General features: G+C 60.9%; 15 protein-coding genes and 1 riboswitch. Of the genes, 6 read left to right on the top strand and 9 right to left on the bottom strand.

What is annotated here, in order from left to right:
* Positions 1-11: 11 nt before the first annotated feature.
* The 4 genes from napA to moaA form a co-directional block, all read right to left on the bottom strand.
* Positions 12-2,501: a nitrate reductase catalytic subunit NapA gene (gene napA / locus AB7E19_RS10705; RefSeq protein WP_167824927.1), complete on the bottom strand. Its 2,490-nt coding sequence runs from the start codon at positions 2,499-2,501 to the stop codon at positions 12-14.
* A gap of 189 nt (positions 2,502-2,690) precedes the next feature.
* On the bottom strand, positions 2,691-2,993 hold the full coding sequence (locus tag AB7E19_RS10700) for a chaperone NapD (protein WP_010674154.1): 303 nt from the start codon (positions 2,991-2,993) through the stop codon (positions 2,691-2,693).
* On the bottom strand, positions 2,990-3,499 hold the full coding sequence (napF, locus tag AB7E19_RS10695; protein WP_427935214.1) for a ferredoxin-type protein NapF: 510 nt from the start codon (positions 3,497-3,499) through the stop codon (positions 2,990-2,992). The genes AB7E19_RS10700 and napF overlap by 4 nt, the downstream gene beginning before the upstream one ends.
* A gap of 251 nt (positions 3,500-3,750) precedes the next feature.
* Positions 3,751-4,746 carry a GTP 3',8-cyclase MoaA gene (moaA, locus tag AB7E19_RS10690; RefSeq protein ID WP_010674152.1) on the bottom strand — a complete coding sequence of 332 codons (996 nt, stop codon included), beginning with the start codon at positions 4,744-4,746 and terminating at the stop codon, positions 3,751-3,753.
* Positions 4,734-4,873: riboswitch (molybdenum cofactor riboswitch) on the bottom strand. It overlaps the preceding gene by 13 nt.
* A 78-nt stretch (positions 4,874-4,951) precedes the next feature.
* Here moaA and narQ point away from each other — a divergent pair.
* From narQ to AB7E19_RS10670, 4 genes are all read left to right on the top strand, one after another.
* Positions 4,952-6,664 carry a nitrate/nitrite two-component system sensor histidine kinase NarQ gene (gene narQ, locus AB7E19_RS10685; RefSeq protein ID WP_427935212.1) on the top strand — a complete coding sequence of 571 codons (1,713 nt, stop codon included), beginning with the start codon at positions 4,952-4,954 and terminating at the stop codon, positions 6,662-6,664.
* On the top strand, positions 6,664-7,302 hold the full coding sequence (gene narL, locus AB7E19_RS10680; RefSeq protein ID WP_039038841.1) for a two-component system response regulator NarL: 639 nt from the start codon (positions 6,664-6,666) through the stop codon (positions 7,300-7,302). Before narQ ends, narL begins: the two co-directional genes overlap by 1 nt.
* Positions 7,303-7,448: 146 nt before the next feature.
* Entirely contained in the window at positions 7,449-7,874 is a 426-nt protein-coding gene (locus AB7E19_RS10675; protein WP_041215516.1) for a globin domain-containing protein, read from the top strand.
* A 302-nt stretch (positions 7,875-8,176) separates the two neighbouring features.
* Positions 8,177-8,752 carry an LON peptidase substrate-binding domain-containing protein gene (locus tag AB7E19_RS10670; protein WP_041212730.1) on the top strand — a complete coding sequence of 192 codons (576 nt, stop codon included), beginning with the start codon at positions 8,177-8,179 and terminating at the stop codon, positions 8,750-8,752.
* A 272-nt stretch (positions 8,753-9,024) separates the two neighbouring features.
* Here AB7E19_RS10670 and AB7E19_RS10665 read toward each other — a convergent pair whose 3' ends face one another.
* Both AB7E19_RS10665 and AB7E19_RS10660 read right to left on the bottom strand, forming a co-directional pair.
* Complete coding sequence (locus tag AB7E19_RS10665) at positions 9,025-11,100, bottom strand: ATP-binding protein (RefSeq protein ID WP_323928395.1); 2,076 nt, start codon at positions 11,098-11,100, stop codon at positions 9,025-9,027.
* A gap of 18 nt (positions 11,101-11,118) precedes the next feature.
* On the bottom strand, positions 11,119-12,300 hold the full coding sequence (locus AB7E19_RS10660; RefSeq protein ID WP_239053262.1) for an FIST signal transduction protein: 1,182 nt from the start codon (positions 12,298-12,300) through the stop codon (positions 11,119-11,121).
* 113 nt (positions 12,301-12,413) lie between these two features.
* On the opposite strand from AB7E19_RS10660, the gene AB7E19_RS10655 reads away from it, so the two are divergent.
* Complete coding sequence (locus tag AB7E19_RS10655) at positions 12,414-13,337, top strand: uridine diphosphate-N-acetylglucosamine-binding protein YvcK (protein ID WP_322131755.1); 924 nt, start codon at positions 12,414-12,416, stop codon at positions 13,335-13,337.
* Between the two features lie 12 nt (positions 13,338-13,349).
* On the opposite strand, the gene AB7E19_RS10650 is transcribed toward AB7E19_RS10655, so the two are convergent.
* The 3 genes from AB7E19_RS10650 to lpcA all read right to left on the bottom strand — a co-directional run bounded on the left by AB7E19_RS10650 (position 13,350) and on the right by lpcA (position 15,474).
* A complete protein-coding gene (locus tag AB7E19_RS10650) occupies positions 13,350-13,685 on the bottom strand; it encodes an Hpt domain-containing protein (RefSeq protein WP_010674144.1) in 336 nt (111 codons plus the stop codon).
* A gap of 300 nt (positions 13,686-13,985) precedes the next feature.
* Positions 13,986-14,783, bottom strand: a complete 798-nt coding sequence (locus AB7E19_RS10645; RefSeq protein WP_043154215.1) for a class II glutamine amidotransferase — start codon at positions 14,781-14,783, stop codon at positions 13,986-13,988.
* 112 nt (positions 14,784-14,895) lie between these two features.
* A complete protein-coding gene (gene lpcA, locus AB7E19_RS10640; protein WP_010674142.1) occupies positions 14,896-15,474 on the bottom strand; it encodes a D-sedoheptulose 7-phosphate isomerase in 579 nt (192 codons plus the stop codon).
* A 252-nt stretch (positions 15,475-15,726) separates the two neighbouring features.
* On the opposite strand from lpcA, the gene fadE reads away from it, so the two are divergent.
* A complete protein-coding gene (fadE, locus tag AB7E19_RS10635) occupies positions 15,727-18,183 on the top strand; it encodes an acyl-CoA dehydrogenase FadE (protein WP_427935206.1) in 2,457 nt (818 codons plus the stop codon).
* Positions 18,184-18,299: the final 116 nt, after the last annotated feature.

Here is an 18,299-nt window from a genome sequence, read left to right as displayed (position 1 = left end):
GCTCCCCCGCCTTATGCCTTGACGACCTTGACGGCGCACTTCTTGTAATCCGTCTCTTTGGAGAGCGGATCGGTGGCGTCCAGGGTCAGCTTGTTGACCAGCTGGCTCGCGTCGAAGAAGGGCATGAACACCAATCCCTTGGGCGGACGGTTGCGGCCGCGGGTCTCGACCCGGGTCTTCACCTCGCCCCGGCGGGAGGAGACGATCACCTCTTCGCCACGGCGCACGCCACGGGCCTTGGCATCTTCCGGGTGCATGAAGAGCACCGCATCCGGGAAGGCGCGATAGAGCTCGGGGACACGGCGGGTCATGGTGCCGGTGTGCCAGTGCTCCAGCACGCGACCGGTGGAGAGCCACATGTCGTACTCTTTGTCCGGTGCCTCGGCGGCGGGTTCATAGGGCAGCGCGAAGATCACCGCCTTGCCGTCGGGTTTGCCGTAGAAGCGCACCCCTTCGCCCGCTTTCACGTAAGGGTCGAACCCTTCGCGATAGCGCCACAGGGTCTCCTTGCCGTCCACCACCGGCCAGCGCAGGCCACGGGCCTCGTGATACTGATCGAACGGCGCCAGGTCGTGGCCATGGCCGCGACCGAAGGAGGCGTACTCCTCGAACAGCCCCTTCTGGACGTAGAAGCCAAAGTGCTCGGCCTCGTCGTTCAGGGCCCCCTTGCTCTGCTCTTTCGGGAACTGGTTCACCTGGCCGTTGGCATAGAGCACGTCGAACAGGGTCTTGCCCTTCACTTCCGGCATCTTGGCAATCAACTCAGCCGGCCACACCTCTTCCACGGTGAAGCGCTTGGAGAATTCCATCAGCTGCCACAGGTCGGACTTGGCGCCTTCCGGTGCCTTCACCTGCTGGTGCCAGAACTGGGTGCGACGTTCGGCGTTGCCGTAGGCCCCCTCTTTCTCCACCCACATGGCGGTGGGCAGGATGAGGTCGGCCGCCTGGGCGGTCACGGTCGGATAAGGGTCGGAGACCACGATGAAGTTGGCCGGGTTGCGATAACCGGGCAGCGCCTCTTCGTTCATGTTCGGGCCGGCCTGCATGTTGTTGTTGCACATCACCCAGTAGGCGTTGAGCTTGCCGTCTTTCAGCATGCGGTTTTGCAGCACGGCGTGGTAGCCCACCTGCTCCGGGATGGTGCCTTCCGGCAGCTTCCAGATCTTCTCGGCGATGGCGCGGTGTTTGGGATCCGTGACCACCATGTCCGCCGGCAGACGGTGGGCGAAGGTACCCACTTCACGGGCGGTACCACAGGCGGAGGGCTGGCCGGTCAGGGAGAAGGGGCCGGAGCCCGGCTGGGAGATCTTGCCGGTCAGCAGGTGGATGTTGTAGCAGAGGTTGTTGGCCCAGACGCCACGGGTGTGCTGGTTGAACCCCATGGTCCAGTAGGAGACCACCTTCTTGTCCGGATCCGCATAGATCTGGGCCAGCTTCTCAAGCTTGTCCTTGGGCACGCCGGAGAGCTTGGAGACGGACTCCAGATCGTAATCCGCCACGAACTTGGCGAAGTCCTCGAAGCTCATGGGGGTGGAGTCGCCGCTGTCCGGGTTCTTGGCCTTTTGCTGCAGCGGGTTGGTGGGACGCAGGCCGTAACCGATGTCGGTCACCCCTTTGCGGAACTGGGTGTGCTTGTTGACGAACTCCCAGTTCACCTTGTCGTTCTGGATGATGTAGTTGGCGATGTAGTTGAGGATCGCCAAATCGGTCTGGGGGGTGAACACCAGCCCGTTGTCCGCCAGCTCGAAGCTGCGGTGCTCGAAGGTGGAGAGCACGTGCACCTGCACATCCTGGTGGGACAGACGGCGATCGGAGATGCGTGACCAGAGGATGGGGTGCATTTCGGCCATGTTGGAGCCCCACAGCACGAAGGCGTCGGCCTGCTCGATGTCGTCGTAGCAGCCCATGGGTTCATCCATGCCGAAGGTACGCATGAAGCCCACTACCGCGGAGGCCATGCAGTGACGGGCATTGGGATCCAGGTTGTTGGAGCGCAGGCCTGCCTTCATCAGCTTGGCGGCGGCATAGCCTTCCCAGACGGTCCACTGGCCGGAGCCGAACATGCCGACGGCGGTCGGGCCCTTCTCTTTCAGGGTCGCCTTGAACTTCTCGGCCATGATGTCGAAGGCCTGATCCCAGCTGATGGGGGCGAAGTTGCCGTTCTTGTCGAACTTGCCGTTCGTCATGCGCAGCATGGGCTGGGTCAGGCGATCCTCCCCGTACATGATCTTGGAGAGGAAGTAGCCCTTGATGCAGTTCAGGCCACGGTTGACCGGTGCATCGGGATCCCCCTGGGTCGCCACGACGCGGCCAGCCTGGGAGCCCACCAGCACGGAGCAGCCGGTCCCGCAGAAGCGGCACGGCGCCTTGTCCCAGGTGATGGCGGTCTTGTCGGTACTGGTGATCAGGTTCGCCGCCAGAGTGGGGGCACTGACACCGGCCACGGCAGCGGCTGCCGCCACCGCATTGGCCTTCATAAAGTCGCGTCGACTCAGCTTCATGACATATCCTCGCATTGCTTAATCACATCAATGACAGCCATTGTGACGAGCCGCGCTGGCTCAGCTCCATGGCGCTTTATTCCTTTGCTCTGGGCTTTTCGTTCATCGAACGCAGACAACAGACCCGGCATCCCGTGTATTACCCGTGGCGGTCAGCGAACGACTCTTGCGCTTCTGCCACATGACGCCTTATTCCCCATCTTCGGCGTCCATTTCATCGAACTGGTGGTAGATCAGGGCCGCAGAGAGCACCCCGGGCAACCCCTGAATGGTGTCGATGGCCGCCATGATGGGGCGCTGGCTCGGCCCCTCCAGGGTCACCACCAGCTTGCCCTCCTCGCTGACGGCGTGGATCTCGGCCCCGTCCAGGGTCGCAATCCGCTCTGCCAGGGCGTGGCGCAGATCGGGCTGGGTCAGCACCACCAGGCTGGATACATGGAACTCTTCTCGCGTCATATCACCGTTTTCCAACTTGTTCGTCTCTTGGGTCATCGCGAAGCCTCGCCACGAGACAGACCGATGCTGATGCTGCCCACCGGGCAATCCGCCACGCAGGCCCCGCAGCCGTTGCACGACTCGGCATGGATGCTGGGGGTGGGTACGCGGCCCAGCTGGGGGGAAAAGCGGATGGCCTGCTGCTCGCAGCTGTCCTGACAGCGCTGGCAGAACACCTGGGCAGTGGCCAGACAGCCCGCCTCGATATGGGCCACATACTCCCAGGGTGTCTGGGTTGTCGGCTTGAACACCGGCGCCTGGCAGGCGCTGACGCACTCGGTGCAGAAGGTGCACTCGCCGCGGTGAAAATCCACCGTGGGGAAGCCCCCGTCCCCCTTGATCAGGATCTGCTCCGGGCAGGCCGCCAGACAGTCGCCGCAGCGGGTGCAGCCAGCCACGAACTCGTCCCAGGAGACGGACCAGGGCAACTGGATCCCGGCCTTGGGGGCGCTCAGGCGTCCCCGAAACAGGCCTCTGCGTGACAAGTTGACCCCGTCGGTCATATCGACTCCTCTTTTCGGGGACGGATGCCCCCGCGCGGATCCCGTGACTGGCATTTTCAATACCAATTATAAGCGTGGGTGTATATTGCGGCCCTGACAAGTCAGGGGATATACCACCAGGGAGATAAACAGGGGGGATTCTTGCGCTGGATCAAACCCTTGGCGCAATTAGACACAGCAGGGGCAAGGTAAATTACCCCTATGTGAGGATTGATAATTAATCGAAGGTTATTTGAGGTGCACGGCGGCTGTCAGCCGCCGATGGAGGCCAGGTGGGGGGTCATGCCTGCATTGCCTTCATGGAGGCGATGGGTGGCGGCCTTGCCGGTCAGCGCCTGGCGAATACGCCATTGCAGCGCCTCCTGCTGGCTGTCATCGGTGAGCAGATCCCGCAGTTCCACCCCGTTGTCGCCAAAGAGACACAGGTGCAGCTTGCCCTTGGAGGAGACCCGCAGCCGGTTGCAACCGGCGCAAAAATCCTTGCTGTAGGGCATGATGAGCCCCACCCCGCCCCTCGAGTCCGGATGCGTGAACACCTGGGCAGGGCCATCATCGAGGCCGCGCAGCTGCTGCACCCAGCCGCTCTCTTGCAGGCGCTGCTTGATGAGTTCACCGCTGGTATGGTGATCGCGAAACAGGGCGTCCATCTCGCCGGTCTGCATCAGTTCGATGAAACGCAGCTCGATGGGTTTGTCGCGGATCCAGGCGAGGAATGTCTCGAGCTGATGATCATTGAGCCCCTTGAGCAGCACGGCGTTGATTTTGACCGACCGAAAACCGGCACTCAGGGCGGCGTCTATCCCCGCCATCACCTCCGCCAGCTTGTTCTCGCCAGTGATCTGGTGGAACTGACGGGGATCCAGGCTGTCGACGCTGACGTTCAGGGCCGTCAGCCCCGCATCGAACCACTCGCGGGCACGCTCCTTGAGGCGATACCCGTTGGTGGTCATGGCCACCTTCTCGATGCCGGGGGTATTGGCCACGGTCTCGATGATGGCCGTGAAGTCGCGACGCAGGGAGGGCTCGCCTCCGGTCAGACGCACCTTGCGCGTCCCCATGGCCGCAAACCCGGAGACGACGCGACGGATCTCCTCCAGGGAAAGGAAGGACTGGCGCCCCTCACCATCTCCTTTCGGCGGGTGATAGCCGTCCGGCAGACAGTAGGTACAGCGGAAATTGCAGACGTCGGTGACCGACAGACGCAAATAGTAAAAGCGACGGGAAAAACCATCTTCAAGTGGCAACATAAACACCTTTCCAAATACGGGAGGCCAGGGCATTTCTTTCCTGACCCTTTCAGCTCGAACATCGGCTGACGGCGATCTCCCCCTATCTCAATGACTTAGGCAAAATCGCTCGGAGTTCATCTAGTTTTTCGATGCTAGCACAACTTGGAGTACACTCCCATGCTACTTTGTGGGGTCTTTGTGGGTGAAAAGGGAGCCGGTCGGCATGGGAAAATGGTTCAGAGTGCAGTCGGTCAGCAGCGCCATCGGTCGCTCCATGGTGCTGATCCTGTTCATGGCCAGCCTGATCGCCGTGGTGGCCATGGTCACCCTCTTCTATTCGGTTCCCGATGCCAAGGCCATCAACCTGTCGGGATCCCTGCGCATGCAAGCCTACCGCATGGCCTATGAAATCGAGAAGGAGCAGGTCGTCCTCGGTCGGCTCGCCCAGTTTGAACAGACCCTTCATGCCCCCGAGCTGCAGGAGACCCAGCGCTGGATCACGCCCGCCTCCCTGCGCCGCACCTATGGTGAAGTCCTCTTGCAATGGCAAGTGATGCGCGAACACATCGAGAATGCCACTCCCAGCCGTTATACCGATAATACGGAACAGTTCGTCGCCGCCATCGATGACTTCGTCAACCAGATGCAGTACCACGTGGAGTTCAAGGTGCGCATGCTGGCCCTGGCCGAGGGGCTAGGGCTGCTCGCCATCATCACCATCGCCTGGTGCACGGTGCGCTTCACCCGCCAGCAGGTGGTGGCGCCCCTCAATCAGCTGGTCTATTGCGCACGCCAGATCCAGCGTCAGGAATTCGATCTCACCCTGCCCCCCCACTGTGAGAACGAGCTGGGAGAGCTGTCGGGAGCGTTCGCGACCATGGCCGACGAGCTTGGCAAACTCTACCGGGAGCTGGAGAGCAAGGTGGAGGAGAAAACGGCCAAGCTGCAACAGGCCAACGACACCCTCTCCTTCCTCTATTCCACCGCCCAGAAACTGCACGCGGCGCCCCTCAGCCGCCGCACCCTGCAAAAGCTGCTGGAGCGGGCCGCCGCCCACCAGCACATCGAGTACATCCGCCTCACCCGCTTCGAGCACAATGCGATGCCGGTCTACATCACAGGTCGCAAGGGGTGGCCGGGGGATCTGGACGCCGTGGTGAGCTTCTACCTGCAGATGGATGACGAGGAGTACGGCCGGCTCGACATGATAAGCGACCACCCCATCGACGAGCGGCTGATGAAGAACTTCTCCATGTTGCTGGCCCAGGTGCTGCACAAGGATCAGACCCTGCTGCAGCACCAGCGCCTGCTGCTGATGGAAGAGCGCGCCGTCATCGCCCGTGAACTGCACGACTCCCTCGCCCAGGCCCTCTCTTACCTGAAGATCCAGGCCACGCTGCTCAAGCGCTCCTTCGCCAAGGGGGACAGGGCCAAGACCGAGGCAGCCATGGAGCAGATCGACGAGGGACTCAGCAATGCCTATACCCAGTTGCGCGAACTGCTCGGCACCTTCCGCCTCAGCATCGGCGATGCCAACCTGGGTGAAGCCATCGCGGTCATGCTCGAGCAGCTCAAACCCCAGACGCACTCCGACATCAGGCTCCAGTACGGACTGACGGACACCGACCTGGAAGCGGGGCAGCACATCCACATCCTGCAGCTGATCCGTGAGGCAGTGCTCAATGCCATCAAGCATGCCAGCGCGCGGCACATTGACGTTAGCTGTGAGACCCTGGCTGATGGTAACATCCAGGTTCAGATTGCAGACGATGGTGTTGGAATAAGGGGCGCAAGCTCGGCGGTGAATCACTACGGTCTCAGCATCATGAATGAACGCGCCAACAAATTGCGCGGCCAGTTGACCATCAGTGAACCGCCCTCCGGGGGCACCCGCATACACCTGACCTTTCCCACCAGCCTAACAAGAGACGCCTGATGGACGAGATGAAATACAGTGTTCTGGTCGTGGATGACCACCCCCTGATGCGCAAGGGAATTGTGCAACTGCTGGAGTTGGAAGATAACATCGACGTGGTTGGCGAGGCTTCCAACGGCACCGACGCCGTGGCCATGGCCAAGGAGTCCGAACCGGACCTCATCCTGCTCGACCTCAACATGAAGGGGTTGTCAGGTCTCGATACCCTCAAGGCGCTGCGGGCCGAAGAGGTGACTTCCCGCGTGGTGATCCTGACCGTCTCTGACGCCCGCCAGGATGTGGTTGCCCTGCTCAAGGCAGGCGCGGACGGCTATCTGCTCAAGGACACCGAGCCTGACATGCTGCTGGCCCAGCTGGCTGACGTGATGACCGGCAAGCAGATCCTGAGCGAGCCGCTACGTCCCTATCTCGAGAACATCTACGAGCTGGACCACCTGCAGCAGAAGCTGGAGAGCCTGACCCGACGCGAGATGCAGATCATGCGTGAAATCGCCAAGGGGTTGTCCAACAAGCAGGTCGCCTCCGTGCTCCATATCTCCGAGGGAACCGTCAAGGTCCACGTCAAGAGCCTGCTGAAAAAGCTCGAGGCCCAAAGCCGCGTCGAAGCAGCCGTCATGTACCTGGAACAGCGCAACTGAGGTCCCGGCCTCCTGCCAGCAAGGGGTCACCATCCGTGCCTCCTTGCTGCCCCCCTCTCCTTTTCCCCAAATGGCGCGGAACCCGGTGCTCTATTGAGTAGATGGATTATTATTTTCATGACATCGCACGGGAAGGAAACATCGACATGACCTTTGAGCAGATAGAGCTGGTCCAGAAAGCCTGGGGCAGGGTGAGTGCCCTGAACAACAGCTATGTCCAGGAGGTGTATGAAGAGCTGTTCAGATTGTCCCCCGAACTCAGGGCCCTCTTTCCCCCACATCAGGAGCTGCCCGTTGCCAAGGTGTCGGACACCCTGAACACCGTCATCACCAGCCTCTCCCAGCTGGATGCACTGGGTTTCATCATTCGCGATCTCGGCAGGCGTCACCAGCGATTCAACGTTCAACCCCACCAGTTTGCGCTGCTCAAACAGGCGCTGACCCAGGTACTGGCACGGCGTCTCGGCAGTGGTTTTACCCCGGCACTGGCACAGGCCTGGTCGCAGATGTATGACGAGATAGCCGCCCTGATGCTGGACGGCATGACACAGCACACCGAATTGACCACCTGATCCCCTGGCCTTTGCCCCCAATCGCTGAATGGGTCTGTAACAGGCATTTTGCATGAATCAAATTTGCAATATGCGAAAATAGACTCATTCTGCACACGGGGTATGTTCGGCGCCCTAACACCTCACCTGAATCCCTTTCGCACTACCTTGCTTGCATTCGCGACATCAAATCACAATAGATTGATTTTAAATGGATATTAAAAATAACCACGGGAAATAGCTCACCCCTTCGCCACGCCACCTCTCTCTGGCACGGTCACTGCATTGTCACATTCAGCAATGACTGATTAGGAGGATGGAACATGAAACTTCAACAACTGGCACTGTTCCCCTTGCCGTCCCATATTCTGCCCGGCGGCAAGCTCCCCCTTCGCCTGTTCGAGCCGCGCCACCTGCAGATGCTCAAGGAGTCCTTCCTCGAGGATCGGGGTTTTGGCATCGTGATGGAAGAGACTACCAGCACGGGTACCTGCGGACGGATTCTCCCGGTCGGAACCCGCGTCAAGGTGACTGATTTTTATACCCTCAACGACGGTTTGCTCGGGGTCACCGTGCTCGGCCTTGAACGCTTCTGCATCCACGAGATGGAAACGGATGACGCAGGCCTCAGGCACGCCCAGGTCGAGCCACTGCCCAACTGGCCGAGTGCGGATTCTGATGTCAGCGACAACCAGCTGGTCAGCCGATTGAGAGAGGTCTTTGCACAATACCCGGAACTGGATGAGCTCTACCCGGACAAGCAGTTCGACGATGCAGCCTGGCTCTGCCAACGCTGGCTCGAGATCCTGCCCATGCCGATCTATGAAAAACAGATGTTGATTGCCAAACAGAACAGTGAAGCGGCGCGCCAGTTCTTGCGCCGACTGATCGCACAGTGAGTCAAAGAGTGAGTCAACGGTTGGTTTGCAAAACGCGAATTCTCGGCACTGCATTCTTATAATGAAAAAATGAGAATTGCATTTTGCAATCACGGTAGCGATAAATAACACACAATTCAGCTACAGGCCGCAAATAACAGGTTTTGAAAAGTTGGCACGACTTTTTCATATAAAACCGTACAACCCGATTTATCCCGTGCTCTCTTCAGTATTTGCTGAAGAATTGGTCAACCACCAGGTTGACCATTTTTTTTACCCAAAATCGGCCGGCATCACCTGCAATGGCGGAGCAGGCAGCTTCGCAGCCTGGCAAGACTGATGGGTTTGGCCAGAAAATCGTTCATGCCCTGGGCAAGGCAGCGGGCCCTGTCCTCCATCATGGCATTGGCCGTCAACGCGACGATGGGCACCTCGCACCCCATGTCCCGCAGGCGCCTGGTCGCCTCCAGCCCATCCATCTGCGGCATGCGCATATCCATCAGGACAAGGTCCGGCTGCTGCTTCGCCACTTGTGCCAGGGCCTCCAGACCATTGCCTGCCAGCCTCACCCTGCACACCAGCTTCTGCAGCATCAGGGATACCACCAGCTGATTGACCGGACTGTCTTCCACCACCAGCACATCCAGCTCCAGTCTGGCGCACTCTTCACTGCCGGGGGCGGTGGCCGGAGCACAGGGAGAGGCCATCCCGGGCAGCTCGAACCAGAAGCAGCTTCCCAGCCCAGGCGTGCTCTGCACGCAAATATCTCCCCCCATCAGCTGCACCAGCCGCCTGCAGATGGCCAGCCCGAGCCCCGAGCCGGAGAAGCGGCGGGTTGCCGAACTGTCGACCTGATAGAAGGGTTCGAACAGCAACGCCTGATCCTCGGTGGAGATGCCGATCCCCGTGTCGCTGACCATGACCCCCAGCTTTTCCTCCTCCCAGGTCAACGCCAGACGCACGCTGCCAGCGGAGGTGAACTTCACGGCATTGCCAAGCAGGTTGCCTATCACCTGGGAGAGGCGGACGGCATCCCCTTGAAGGCGTTCAGGGAGCGTCTCATCCAGATGCCAGTGCAGTGTGATGCCCTTGGCACTGGCCTGTGCCTGCAAGGGCTCCACCAGGGCACGGCACAGCTCGGCTGGCTGAAAGGGTTCACAGTGCAGCGTCAGGGTATGTGACTCTATTTTCGAGAAATCGAGCACATCGTCGATGATGGTCTGCAACAGATGCGCAGAGTGGGTGGCATGGCCGATGAGGGTCTGTTGCGGAGTGTCGAGCCGGCCGTGCTGCAGCAGATCCAGCATCCCCAGCACGGCGTTCATGGGAGAGCGGATCTCGTGGGTCATCATGGCGAGGAACTGGGATTTGGCACGGTTGGCCGTCTCGGCATCGTCCCGCGCCCGCGCCAGCTCCTGCTCGCGGCGGATCTGGCTGCCTATCTCCCGCGCCGTGCCCCGATAGCCGAGGAAGCGGCCACCGGCATCATGGCAAGGCTCCGCATTGATCTCCATCCAGCAAGGCCCGCCCGCCAGCATCACCTGGGCCCGCATTCCCCGCACCGGCAGATTGTGGGCGATCAGGTGCCGGTAGTGGCTCCAGGCCGGGTCCTGCTTGTCGTGGGCAAAATCATAGAGGCTTCTCCCCGTCTGGCGGGCCAGCACTTCCCCCTGATAGCCAGGGGCAGAGACATAGCTGAGCCTGTGCTGGGGATCGGTCTCCCAGAACCAATCGGAGGCCATGGCGGCAAAACTGCGAAAACGCTGTTCGCTGGCCTGCAGGGCCAGGGTCTTGAGGTCAACCTGTTCTTGCAGGCGAGCCCGATAGGCGATGTTGACCAGGGCCTGGGAGATGAGCGGGCGACAACGCTGCATCGCCGCCTTGCTCTTGAGATCGAAGGTGCCCGCCACGCCGTGCCGGCAGATGAGCACACCGGAAAACCCCGGTCCCTGCAAGCCTGTCATCATGACGCTGGCCCAGCCCGGCGCCCCCGCCAGCGGCGCCAGCTCAGGCAGTTGGGCGGGATCATAGATGACCAGGGTCTCCCCCTCGATGGCCCTGGAGAAGAGCGGTGTCAGCGACCAGGTCCGGCCTACCTCGTCCGGCTGGGTGCTCAGATGGGTGCTGCCCCCTACGGCCTCCCAGGCAACCACATCCGCCTGCTCGAATCCGATAAAGGGCTTGAGAGCAAGAATGAGACTCTCCAGTACCTGCTCCAGACTCTGGGCCTGTGCCAGGGTCGCCACCCCGCACAGCAGGGCTTGAGACTCCTCCCGATATCTGGCCTCCCGCTCCCGGCAACGCATCAGCTCCACCAGCGTGGTTTGCAGTTTGTCGCCCAGGGTTTCGAGTTCGCTATTGCCTATCATCTTGAATCCAGCACAGTGTCAGCTCTCGAGGAAGATTACGCTCGACACCATGAGGTTGCCGTGCGCCAGCTCACCATGGGGTAATCGTCCCTGTTCACCGAAGGTAAAGGGCGTGATGAAGGGGATCTCACCCAGCCTCTGACTGAATTGACTGACGATGTCCCCCAGCCTGTCCCCCAGTGCCAGCCGACAACCGGCACAAAACACCACCAGGGCGCCAAAGGGGCGCATATTGCTCGCCATGCCATATTCAGGCTCGATATTCACCGCATTCAGGCTACGCTGCAACAACCCTTCCTGGCTGCTGTACATGAGCAGCAGCCGCTCTCCCAGTCGGGTCTCGGTAAAGAGGCGCAGCCCCTCCCGCGCCGTCACCGCCTCGGGATGGGAGAGCTTGTAGTAGGGCAGGTCATCGAGCATGCCGACCTGACGGGCCAGTGGCGAGAGCGTCGTCTCCCTGAGGATGGGGCCCACCGGCCAGGGCGTCGCACGCTCGGTCCAGCGACCATAGACCCGGGCCGCCGGCTCGTGATCGATCGTCAGCACCTCCCGCCCGTCTATCCCGGTAATGATGCCGCGACACTCGGTGGGTACATAGCCTGAATGAAACTGGAACGCCAGTTGGCAATCGGGGTAAAGCACCGCCAACACGCACCCTTGTGATCCCTCCCCTTCGTCCCAGCACAGCTGCCACTGCCCGGCCACGCCGTCGTCTGCCGCCGACCCGCCGACGACGGGAACGGTCGCGCCAAACTCGGCGTCGATCCCCGCGAGCACAATCTCCTCCAGCCCCGGGCTGGTGTGCAGCAACACGAGCTGCGGCAGCTCTCCCGGTCGGCCACCATCGGCGATGGCGCGGCGCAGCAATGCCCGCACATCCGGTTGATCCCCCATCTGGCCAGCCACGCCATAGGCCCCCTTGTCATCATAAAGGGCGGCGACCGACAGGCTCCAGCCATGCCGACCATGATGGCCATCCTGGGTCAGGATACCGCCGCAGGAGCTGCAACCGATCAGCCGGGTATCGGGAAAACGTGCCTTGAGCGCACGGCGCAGTTCCGCCGCCTCGTGTGCTTGGGTAAAATAGACCAGCAACAGCGATGGAACATGGGATGACTGGGCATGCAACCGCTCTGTAACTTGTTGGGCGGCCAGTGGGGTCGTCTCGGCAAGCGAGTGAGCCGTCAGGAAGTTCAACATCGTCTCCTAGGGGTACGGAATGCTGGCATCAAGCAAAAATCATACCCTTATCAAACAATTACCTGGCCATGGAGACTAGAATGGTGCTCACTGGCCTCCCACGGGATCACTGCATGTGGCAGAAAAATATCAATGACTTCGACCGGGTTGTCGCCATCGGCGGCGGGCACGGTATGGGCCGGGTGCTCTCTTCCCTGTCGTTCTTGGGATCCCGGCTGACGGGCATCGTCACCACCACGGATGATGGCGGCTCCACCGGACGCCTGCGCAAAAGCCAGGAGTGCATCGCCTGGGGGGATCTGCGCAACTGCCTCAACCAGCTGGTGACCACACCCAGCATCGGTAGCCAGCTGTTCGAGCACCGCTTTACCGGCCGCGGCGAGCTGGCGGGCCACAACCTCGGCAACCTGATGCTGCTGGCCCTCGACAACCTCTGCGTGCGCCCCCTGGATGCCATCCGGCTCATCAGCGACATGCTGGAAATTGAGCCCAATCTGCTGCCCATGTCCGAGCACCCCACCGATCTGTGCGCCCACACCGTCTGTGGCGATCAGATCCTGGGGGAGGTCTCCATCGATCAGCTCACCACGCCGCCACGGGCCCTGAGCCTGAAACCGGTCGTGCCCGCCACGCGCGAAGCGGTCGAGGCGCTGAGCCAGGCCGACATGATCATCCTGGGGCCGGGCAGCTTCCTCACCTCCATCATGCCTCCTCTGCTACTGCGCGAGATTGCGGAGGCGATCCGCAGCAGCCGCGCCATCGTCGTGTTCATCAACAATCTGGTGGACGAAGAGGGTCCGGCAGGCCAGTTGTCACTGCCCAGTCAGCATCGTTGGCTGGAAGAGCGGATAGGCAACGGCCGGATCGATGCTATTCTGGCTCCCGAGGGCCCCCAGGTACCCGAGCTGCAGCACTGCCTCGTTCGGGCCGAGCTGGGTGAAGCAGCCCTCCCCCACCGCCACGACCGCCTCAAGCTGCGGCTGGCACTCGACACAGTGATCCTGAGCAGGCTTGGCGAACGCGACATGGCGGGCTGATGCCCTTCTGGCTCAGTGAAACTGGGCCAGATGGGTGAAGACCTGGGGCAGGGAGTGCTCCAGCTCAGCCAGCAGTCTGCCGGCCTCTTGCTCATCTTCCCGGCGACAGGCGGACTCCAGATCCATCACCTGCTGATAGCTGGGTTTGGCGCCATAGCTGCCACAGGACGACTTCATGCTGTGGGCAAGACGCGCCAGGGCTGACCAGTCCCGCTGCTCAAAAAGCGGTCTTAATTGGGCCAACTGCTCGCCTACCTCTTCGACAAACACCGAGATGACGACTGGCATCATCTCGTGACCGATATCATCTGCCAGTTGTCGTAGCACTTTCTGATCCAGCCACTCCATCTTCTCTTCCCTATGATGGTATTCAAACAGACCACAATATAGCGGACCCACAGCCCCGCTGTCACCCGTCCTTCGGGCATGCCCGTATCGCTCCGGATGCTCTTGCGACACCAGAATGTGAGCAGCTTCAAGTTATCGGTATGTCAGTCAGAATGGAGAGAGATAAAGGTTGTCACAAAATTAACATTAAAGTAACAATGCAACCCATGAGAATGATGCGGCTCAGCAACACCTCTCTCATCCCTTTTTGCCTGTATGGCTGCTGCGAAGAACCAGGGTAGACATCTACCCTGGTATTTTTTATTTCTGGTTCAACAAGTTGGCTGCATTGCCATATTCCAGCTCACCCAGCCTGAACAGGCAGAACTCCCCGGGCACCATCTTCACCCAATTCTCGTTGCCGGTGAGCGGCCGGGTGGCGATCAGGGTCACCACATCGTTCGGCGTGGTTTCACTCTGAAAGTCGATGGCCACATCCTCATCCAGCAGACGGGCTTCGCCAAAGGGAGCCCTGCGCGTCAACCAGTAAAGGTTGTTGCTGCAATAGGTCATCACGAACTCTCCGTCCGACAGCAGCATGTTGAACACCCCGAGCCCGCGCAGCTCGTCGCACAGGGTCGCGAGGTAACGGAACATGGCGGGGAAATTTGCCGGCCGTTTGGGGTACTTGTGCTCCAGCCTGTCGAGCAGCCAGCAGAAGGCGTGCTCGCTGTCGGTGTCGCCGACCGGACGGTGGCGCCCGGTCGGCAGCTTCTTGTAACCGGTCAACTGGCCATTGTGGGCAAAGGTCCAGTAACGGCCCCACAGTTCGCGGGTAAAGGGGTGGGTGTTTTCCAGGGAGACACACCCCCGGTTCGCCTGCCGGATATGGCTGACCACGGCACGGCTCTTGATGGGCAGTGCCTGGACCAGCTTGGCGATGGGAGACTGGGCACTGGGTTCGGGATCCTTGAAGGTGCGAAAACCCCGCCCCTCATAGAAGGTGATCCCCCAGCCATCCTTGTGGGGACCTGTCTTGCCTCCCCGCAGCATCAGCCCGGTAAAGCTGAAGCAGATGTCGGTCGGCACATTGGCACTCATGCCGAGCAGTTCGCACATATACCATCCACTCCCTGAATGTCTTGACTCTGGTTTCGTCAATCAACCGTCACTGCTGGATGAGAGGGCCGGGATGGTCGCCCATCACCCCCTCTCAATCCCGGATCGTTGATTACTTGGCCATCTCTTTTTCAACCAGCTGGATCAGGATGTGGATCACCTTGATGTGCACTTCCTGGATGCGGTCGGCATAACCGAAGTGCGGCACACGGATCTCCACATCGGCCAGACCAGCCATCTTGCCGCCGTCCTTGCCGGTCAGGGCAATCACCTTCATCCCTTTGGCACGGGCCGCCTCGATGGCTTTGAGGATGTTGCCGGAGTTGCCGCTGGTGGAGATGCCGAGCAGCACGTCACCACGGCGGCCGACGGCCTCCACATAGCGGGAGAAGACATAGTCATAGCCAAAGTCGTTGGAGACGCAGGAGAGGTGGCTGGGATCGGAGATGGCGATGCCGGCATAGCCTGGGCGGTTCTCGCGGTACCGACCGGTCAGCTCCTCGGCAAAGTGCATGGCATCGCAGTGGGAGCCGCCGTTGCCGCAGGAGAGTACCTTGCCTTCCTGCTTGAAGGAGTCGGCGAGCAGCCTGGCCGCCGCCTCGATGTTTTTCAGATTTTGCTCATCTGCCAGGAACGCCTGAAGCACGCTGGCAGCCTCGGTCAACTCGTTGCGGATCAGTTCTTGGTACATGGTTCTTGAAATCTCGTCGTCCAACATAGGGTGGCGGCATTGTCGCACAAGCCAGTCCAATCGTCGCCCCCCGCCCGCCAAGATGGGGCGGGTAGCGCGTTATGCCGATCACAGAGCCAAGGTAACAGGCTTGTAAACAGCTTGATAAGTTTGTGCGTATGAATTACAACAGGGGCCACATCCAACAGGTCAGACCTCTGGATCAGTTAACGCCAATTTCCCAACCTCGGCAATTCATGCAAGGAGCAAACAATGACGACGACCCTCACTCTGCTCGGGGTGATCCTGGTGATCGGCGCCATGGCCTATCGCCGTGCGTCCCTGTTCACCGCCACGCTTGCCACGGCCGCCGCCCTGGTCGCCGGCACCTTCTATGGCCATGTGCCCCTGCTGGTGTGGGCGCTGTTCGCGGTGATAGCCCTGCCCCTCAATCTGGTGGAGTTTCGCCGCAACCAGCTGACCAAGCCGCTGTTCAAGATCTACAAGTCCATCATGCCGGAGATGTCCCGAACCGAGAAGGAAGCCATCGAAGCGGGGACGACCTGGTGGGAAGCGGATCTGTTTGCCGGCAACCCGGACTGGAAGAAGCTGCACGCCATTCCGGTCAGCACGCTGTCTGCCGAAGAGCAGGCCTTCATGGACGGTCCGGTTGAAGAAGTGTGCCGCATGGTCAACGACTGGGAAGTGACCCACGAGCGTGCCGATCTCTCTCCCGAGGTGTGGCAATACCTGAAGGACAACAAGTTCTTCGCCATGATCATCAAGAAGAAATATGGCGGGCTGGAGTTCTCCGCCTACGCCCAGTCCTGCGTGCTGCAAAAGCTGTGCGGCGCCAGCGCCGTGCTCGCCTCCACCGTCGGCGTTCCCAACTCCTTAGGGCCGGGTGAATTGCTGCAACACTACGGTACTGACGAGCAGAAGGATTACTACCTGCCCCGTCTGGCTGTCGGCAAGGAGATCCCCTGTTTCGCCCTGACCAGCCCGGAAGCGGGTTCTGATGCGGGCTCGATTCCCGACTTCGGCATCGTCTGCAAAGGCGAGTGGGAAGGGGAAGAAGTGCTCGGCATGCGCCTGACCTGGAACAAGCGCTACATTACCCTGGCTCCCATCGCCACCGTACTCGGCCTCGCCTTCAAGCTGCGTGACCCTGACCACCTGCTGGGTGAGGAAGAAGAGCTCGGCATCACCTGCGCCCTCATTCCGACCCACATCAAGGGGGTCGACATCGGCCGTCGCCACTTCCCGCTCAACGTGCCGTTCCAGAACGGCCCGACCCGCGGCAAGGACGTGTTCGTCCCGCTCGACTTCATCATCGGCGGTCCGGCCATGGCCGGTCAGGGCTGGCGTATGCTGGTGGAGTGTCTCTCCGTCGGTCGCGGCATCACCCTGCCTTCCAACAGCACGGGCGGCGTCAAGATGCTGGCCCTGGCCACCGGTGCCTACAGCCGCATCCGTCGCCAGTTCAAGCTGCCGATTGGCAAGATGGAAGGGATTGAAGAGCCGCTGGCACGCCTGGGTGGCAACGCCTACATCATGGGCGCCGCCGCCAAACTGACGGTCACCGGCATCGATCTCGGTGAAAAACCCTCGGTCATCTCCGCCATCGTCAAGTACCACCTCACCGACCGCGCCCAGAAGTGCATCATCGATGCAATGGACATCCATGGCGGCAAGGCCATCTGCATGGGGCCTAACAACTATCTGGCCCGTGGTTATCAGGGTGCGCCCATCGCCGTGACCGTCGAAGGAGCCAATATCCTGACCCGCAGCATGATCATTTACGGCCAGGGAGCCATCCGTTGCCACCCCTACGTGTTGCCGGAGATGCTGGCCGCCAGCCACCCCGACAAAGAGCAGGCGCTGAAAGATTTCGACAAGGCGATGTTCAGCCACGTGGGCTTTGCCATCAGCAACCTGGTGCGCAGCTTCTGGCTGGGGCTGACCGGTGCCCGCTTCGCCGCCGCGCCCTACAAGGATCAGACCAAGGGCTACTATCAGCAGCTCTCTCGCCTCTCCGCCAACCTGGCCTTCCTGTCAGACATGGCGATGGGCACCCTGGGTGGCGAGCTCAAGCGCAAAGAGCGGGTCTCTGCCCGCCTTGGCGATGTGCTGAGCCAGCTCTATCTGGCCTCCAGCGCCCTCAAGCGCTATCAGGATGAAGGACGCCAGCAGGCCGACCTGCCGCTGCTGCACTGGGCACTGCAAGACGCCCTGTTCAAGGCTCAGGAAGCGATCGACGAGTTGCTGCGCAACTTCCCGAACCTCTGGATTGGTCTGGCCCTGCGCGCCATCGTGCTGCCCCTTGGTCGCGACCTGAAGCGTCCCTCCGACAAGCTCGACAGCCAGGTGGCCCGCCTGCTCCAGGTGCCAAGTGCCACTCGCAGCCGTCTGGCCGAGGGTCAATATCTGACGCGCGAGGAGGGCAACCCCTTCGGGCTGCTGGAACAGGCGCTGGACGATGTGCTGACCGCAGAGCCGCTGTTTGACAAGGTGTGCAAGGCCGAAGGGAGCAAACGCCCCTTCACCCAGCTCGACAAGGTGGCAGAGGCAGGCCTGAACCTCGGTGTCATCAACCAGGTCGAAGCGGATCTGCTGCGGCGTGCCGAGGAGAGTCGTCTTCGCACCATCAACGTCGATGATTTCGATCCCGTCGACCTGGTGGCCAACAAGGCACTGTTTGAAGCCTCCGCCTATCACAGGGCAGCTTGATGCCTCTGATGCCAGAACGCCTCCCTTGTGGAGGCGTTTTTCATGAAAGGGCTGGTGGATGGCATTCGATACGAAGAAAGAGAAACCGACTGGATCATATTTTGGATATCAATCCG

The organism is Aeromonas sp., assembly GCF_050252055.1.
In the GTDB taxonomy this organism is placed as follows: domain Bacteria; phylum Pseudomonadota; class Gammaproteobacteria; order Enterobacterales; family Aeromonadaceae; genus Aeromonas; species Aeromonas caviae.
Note: the sequence above shows the minus strand (reverse complement) of the source record. Positions and strands in the feature narration are given on the sequence as shown.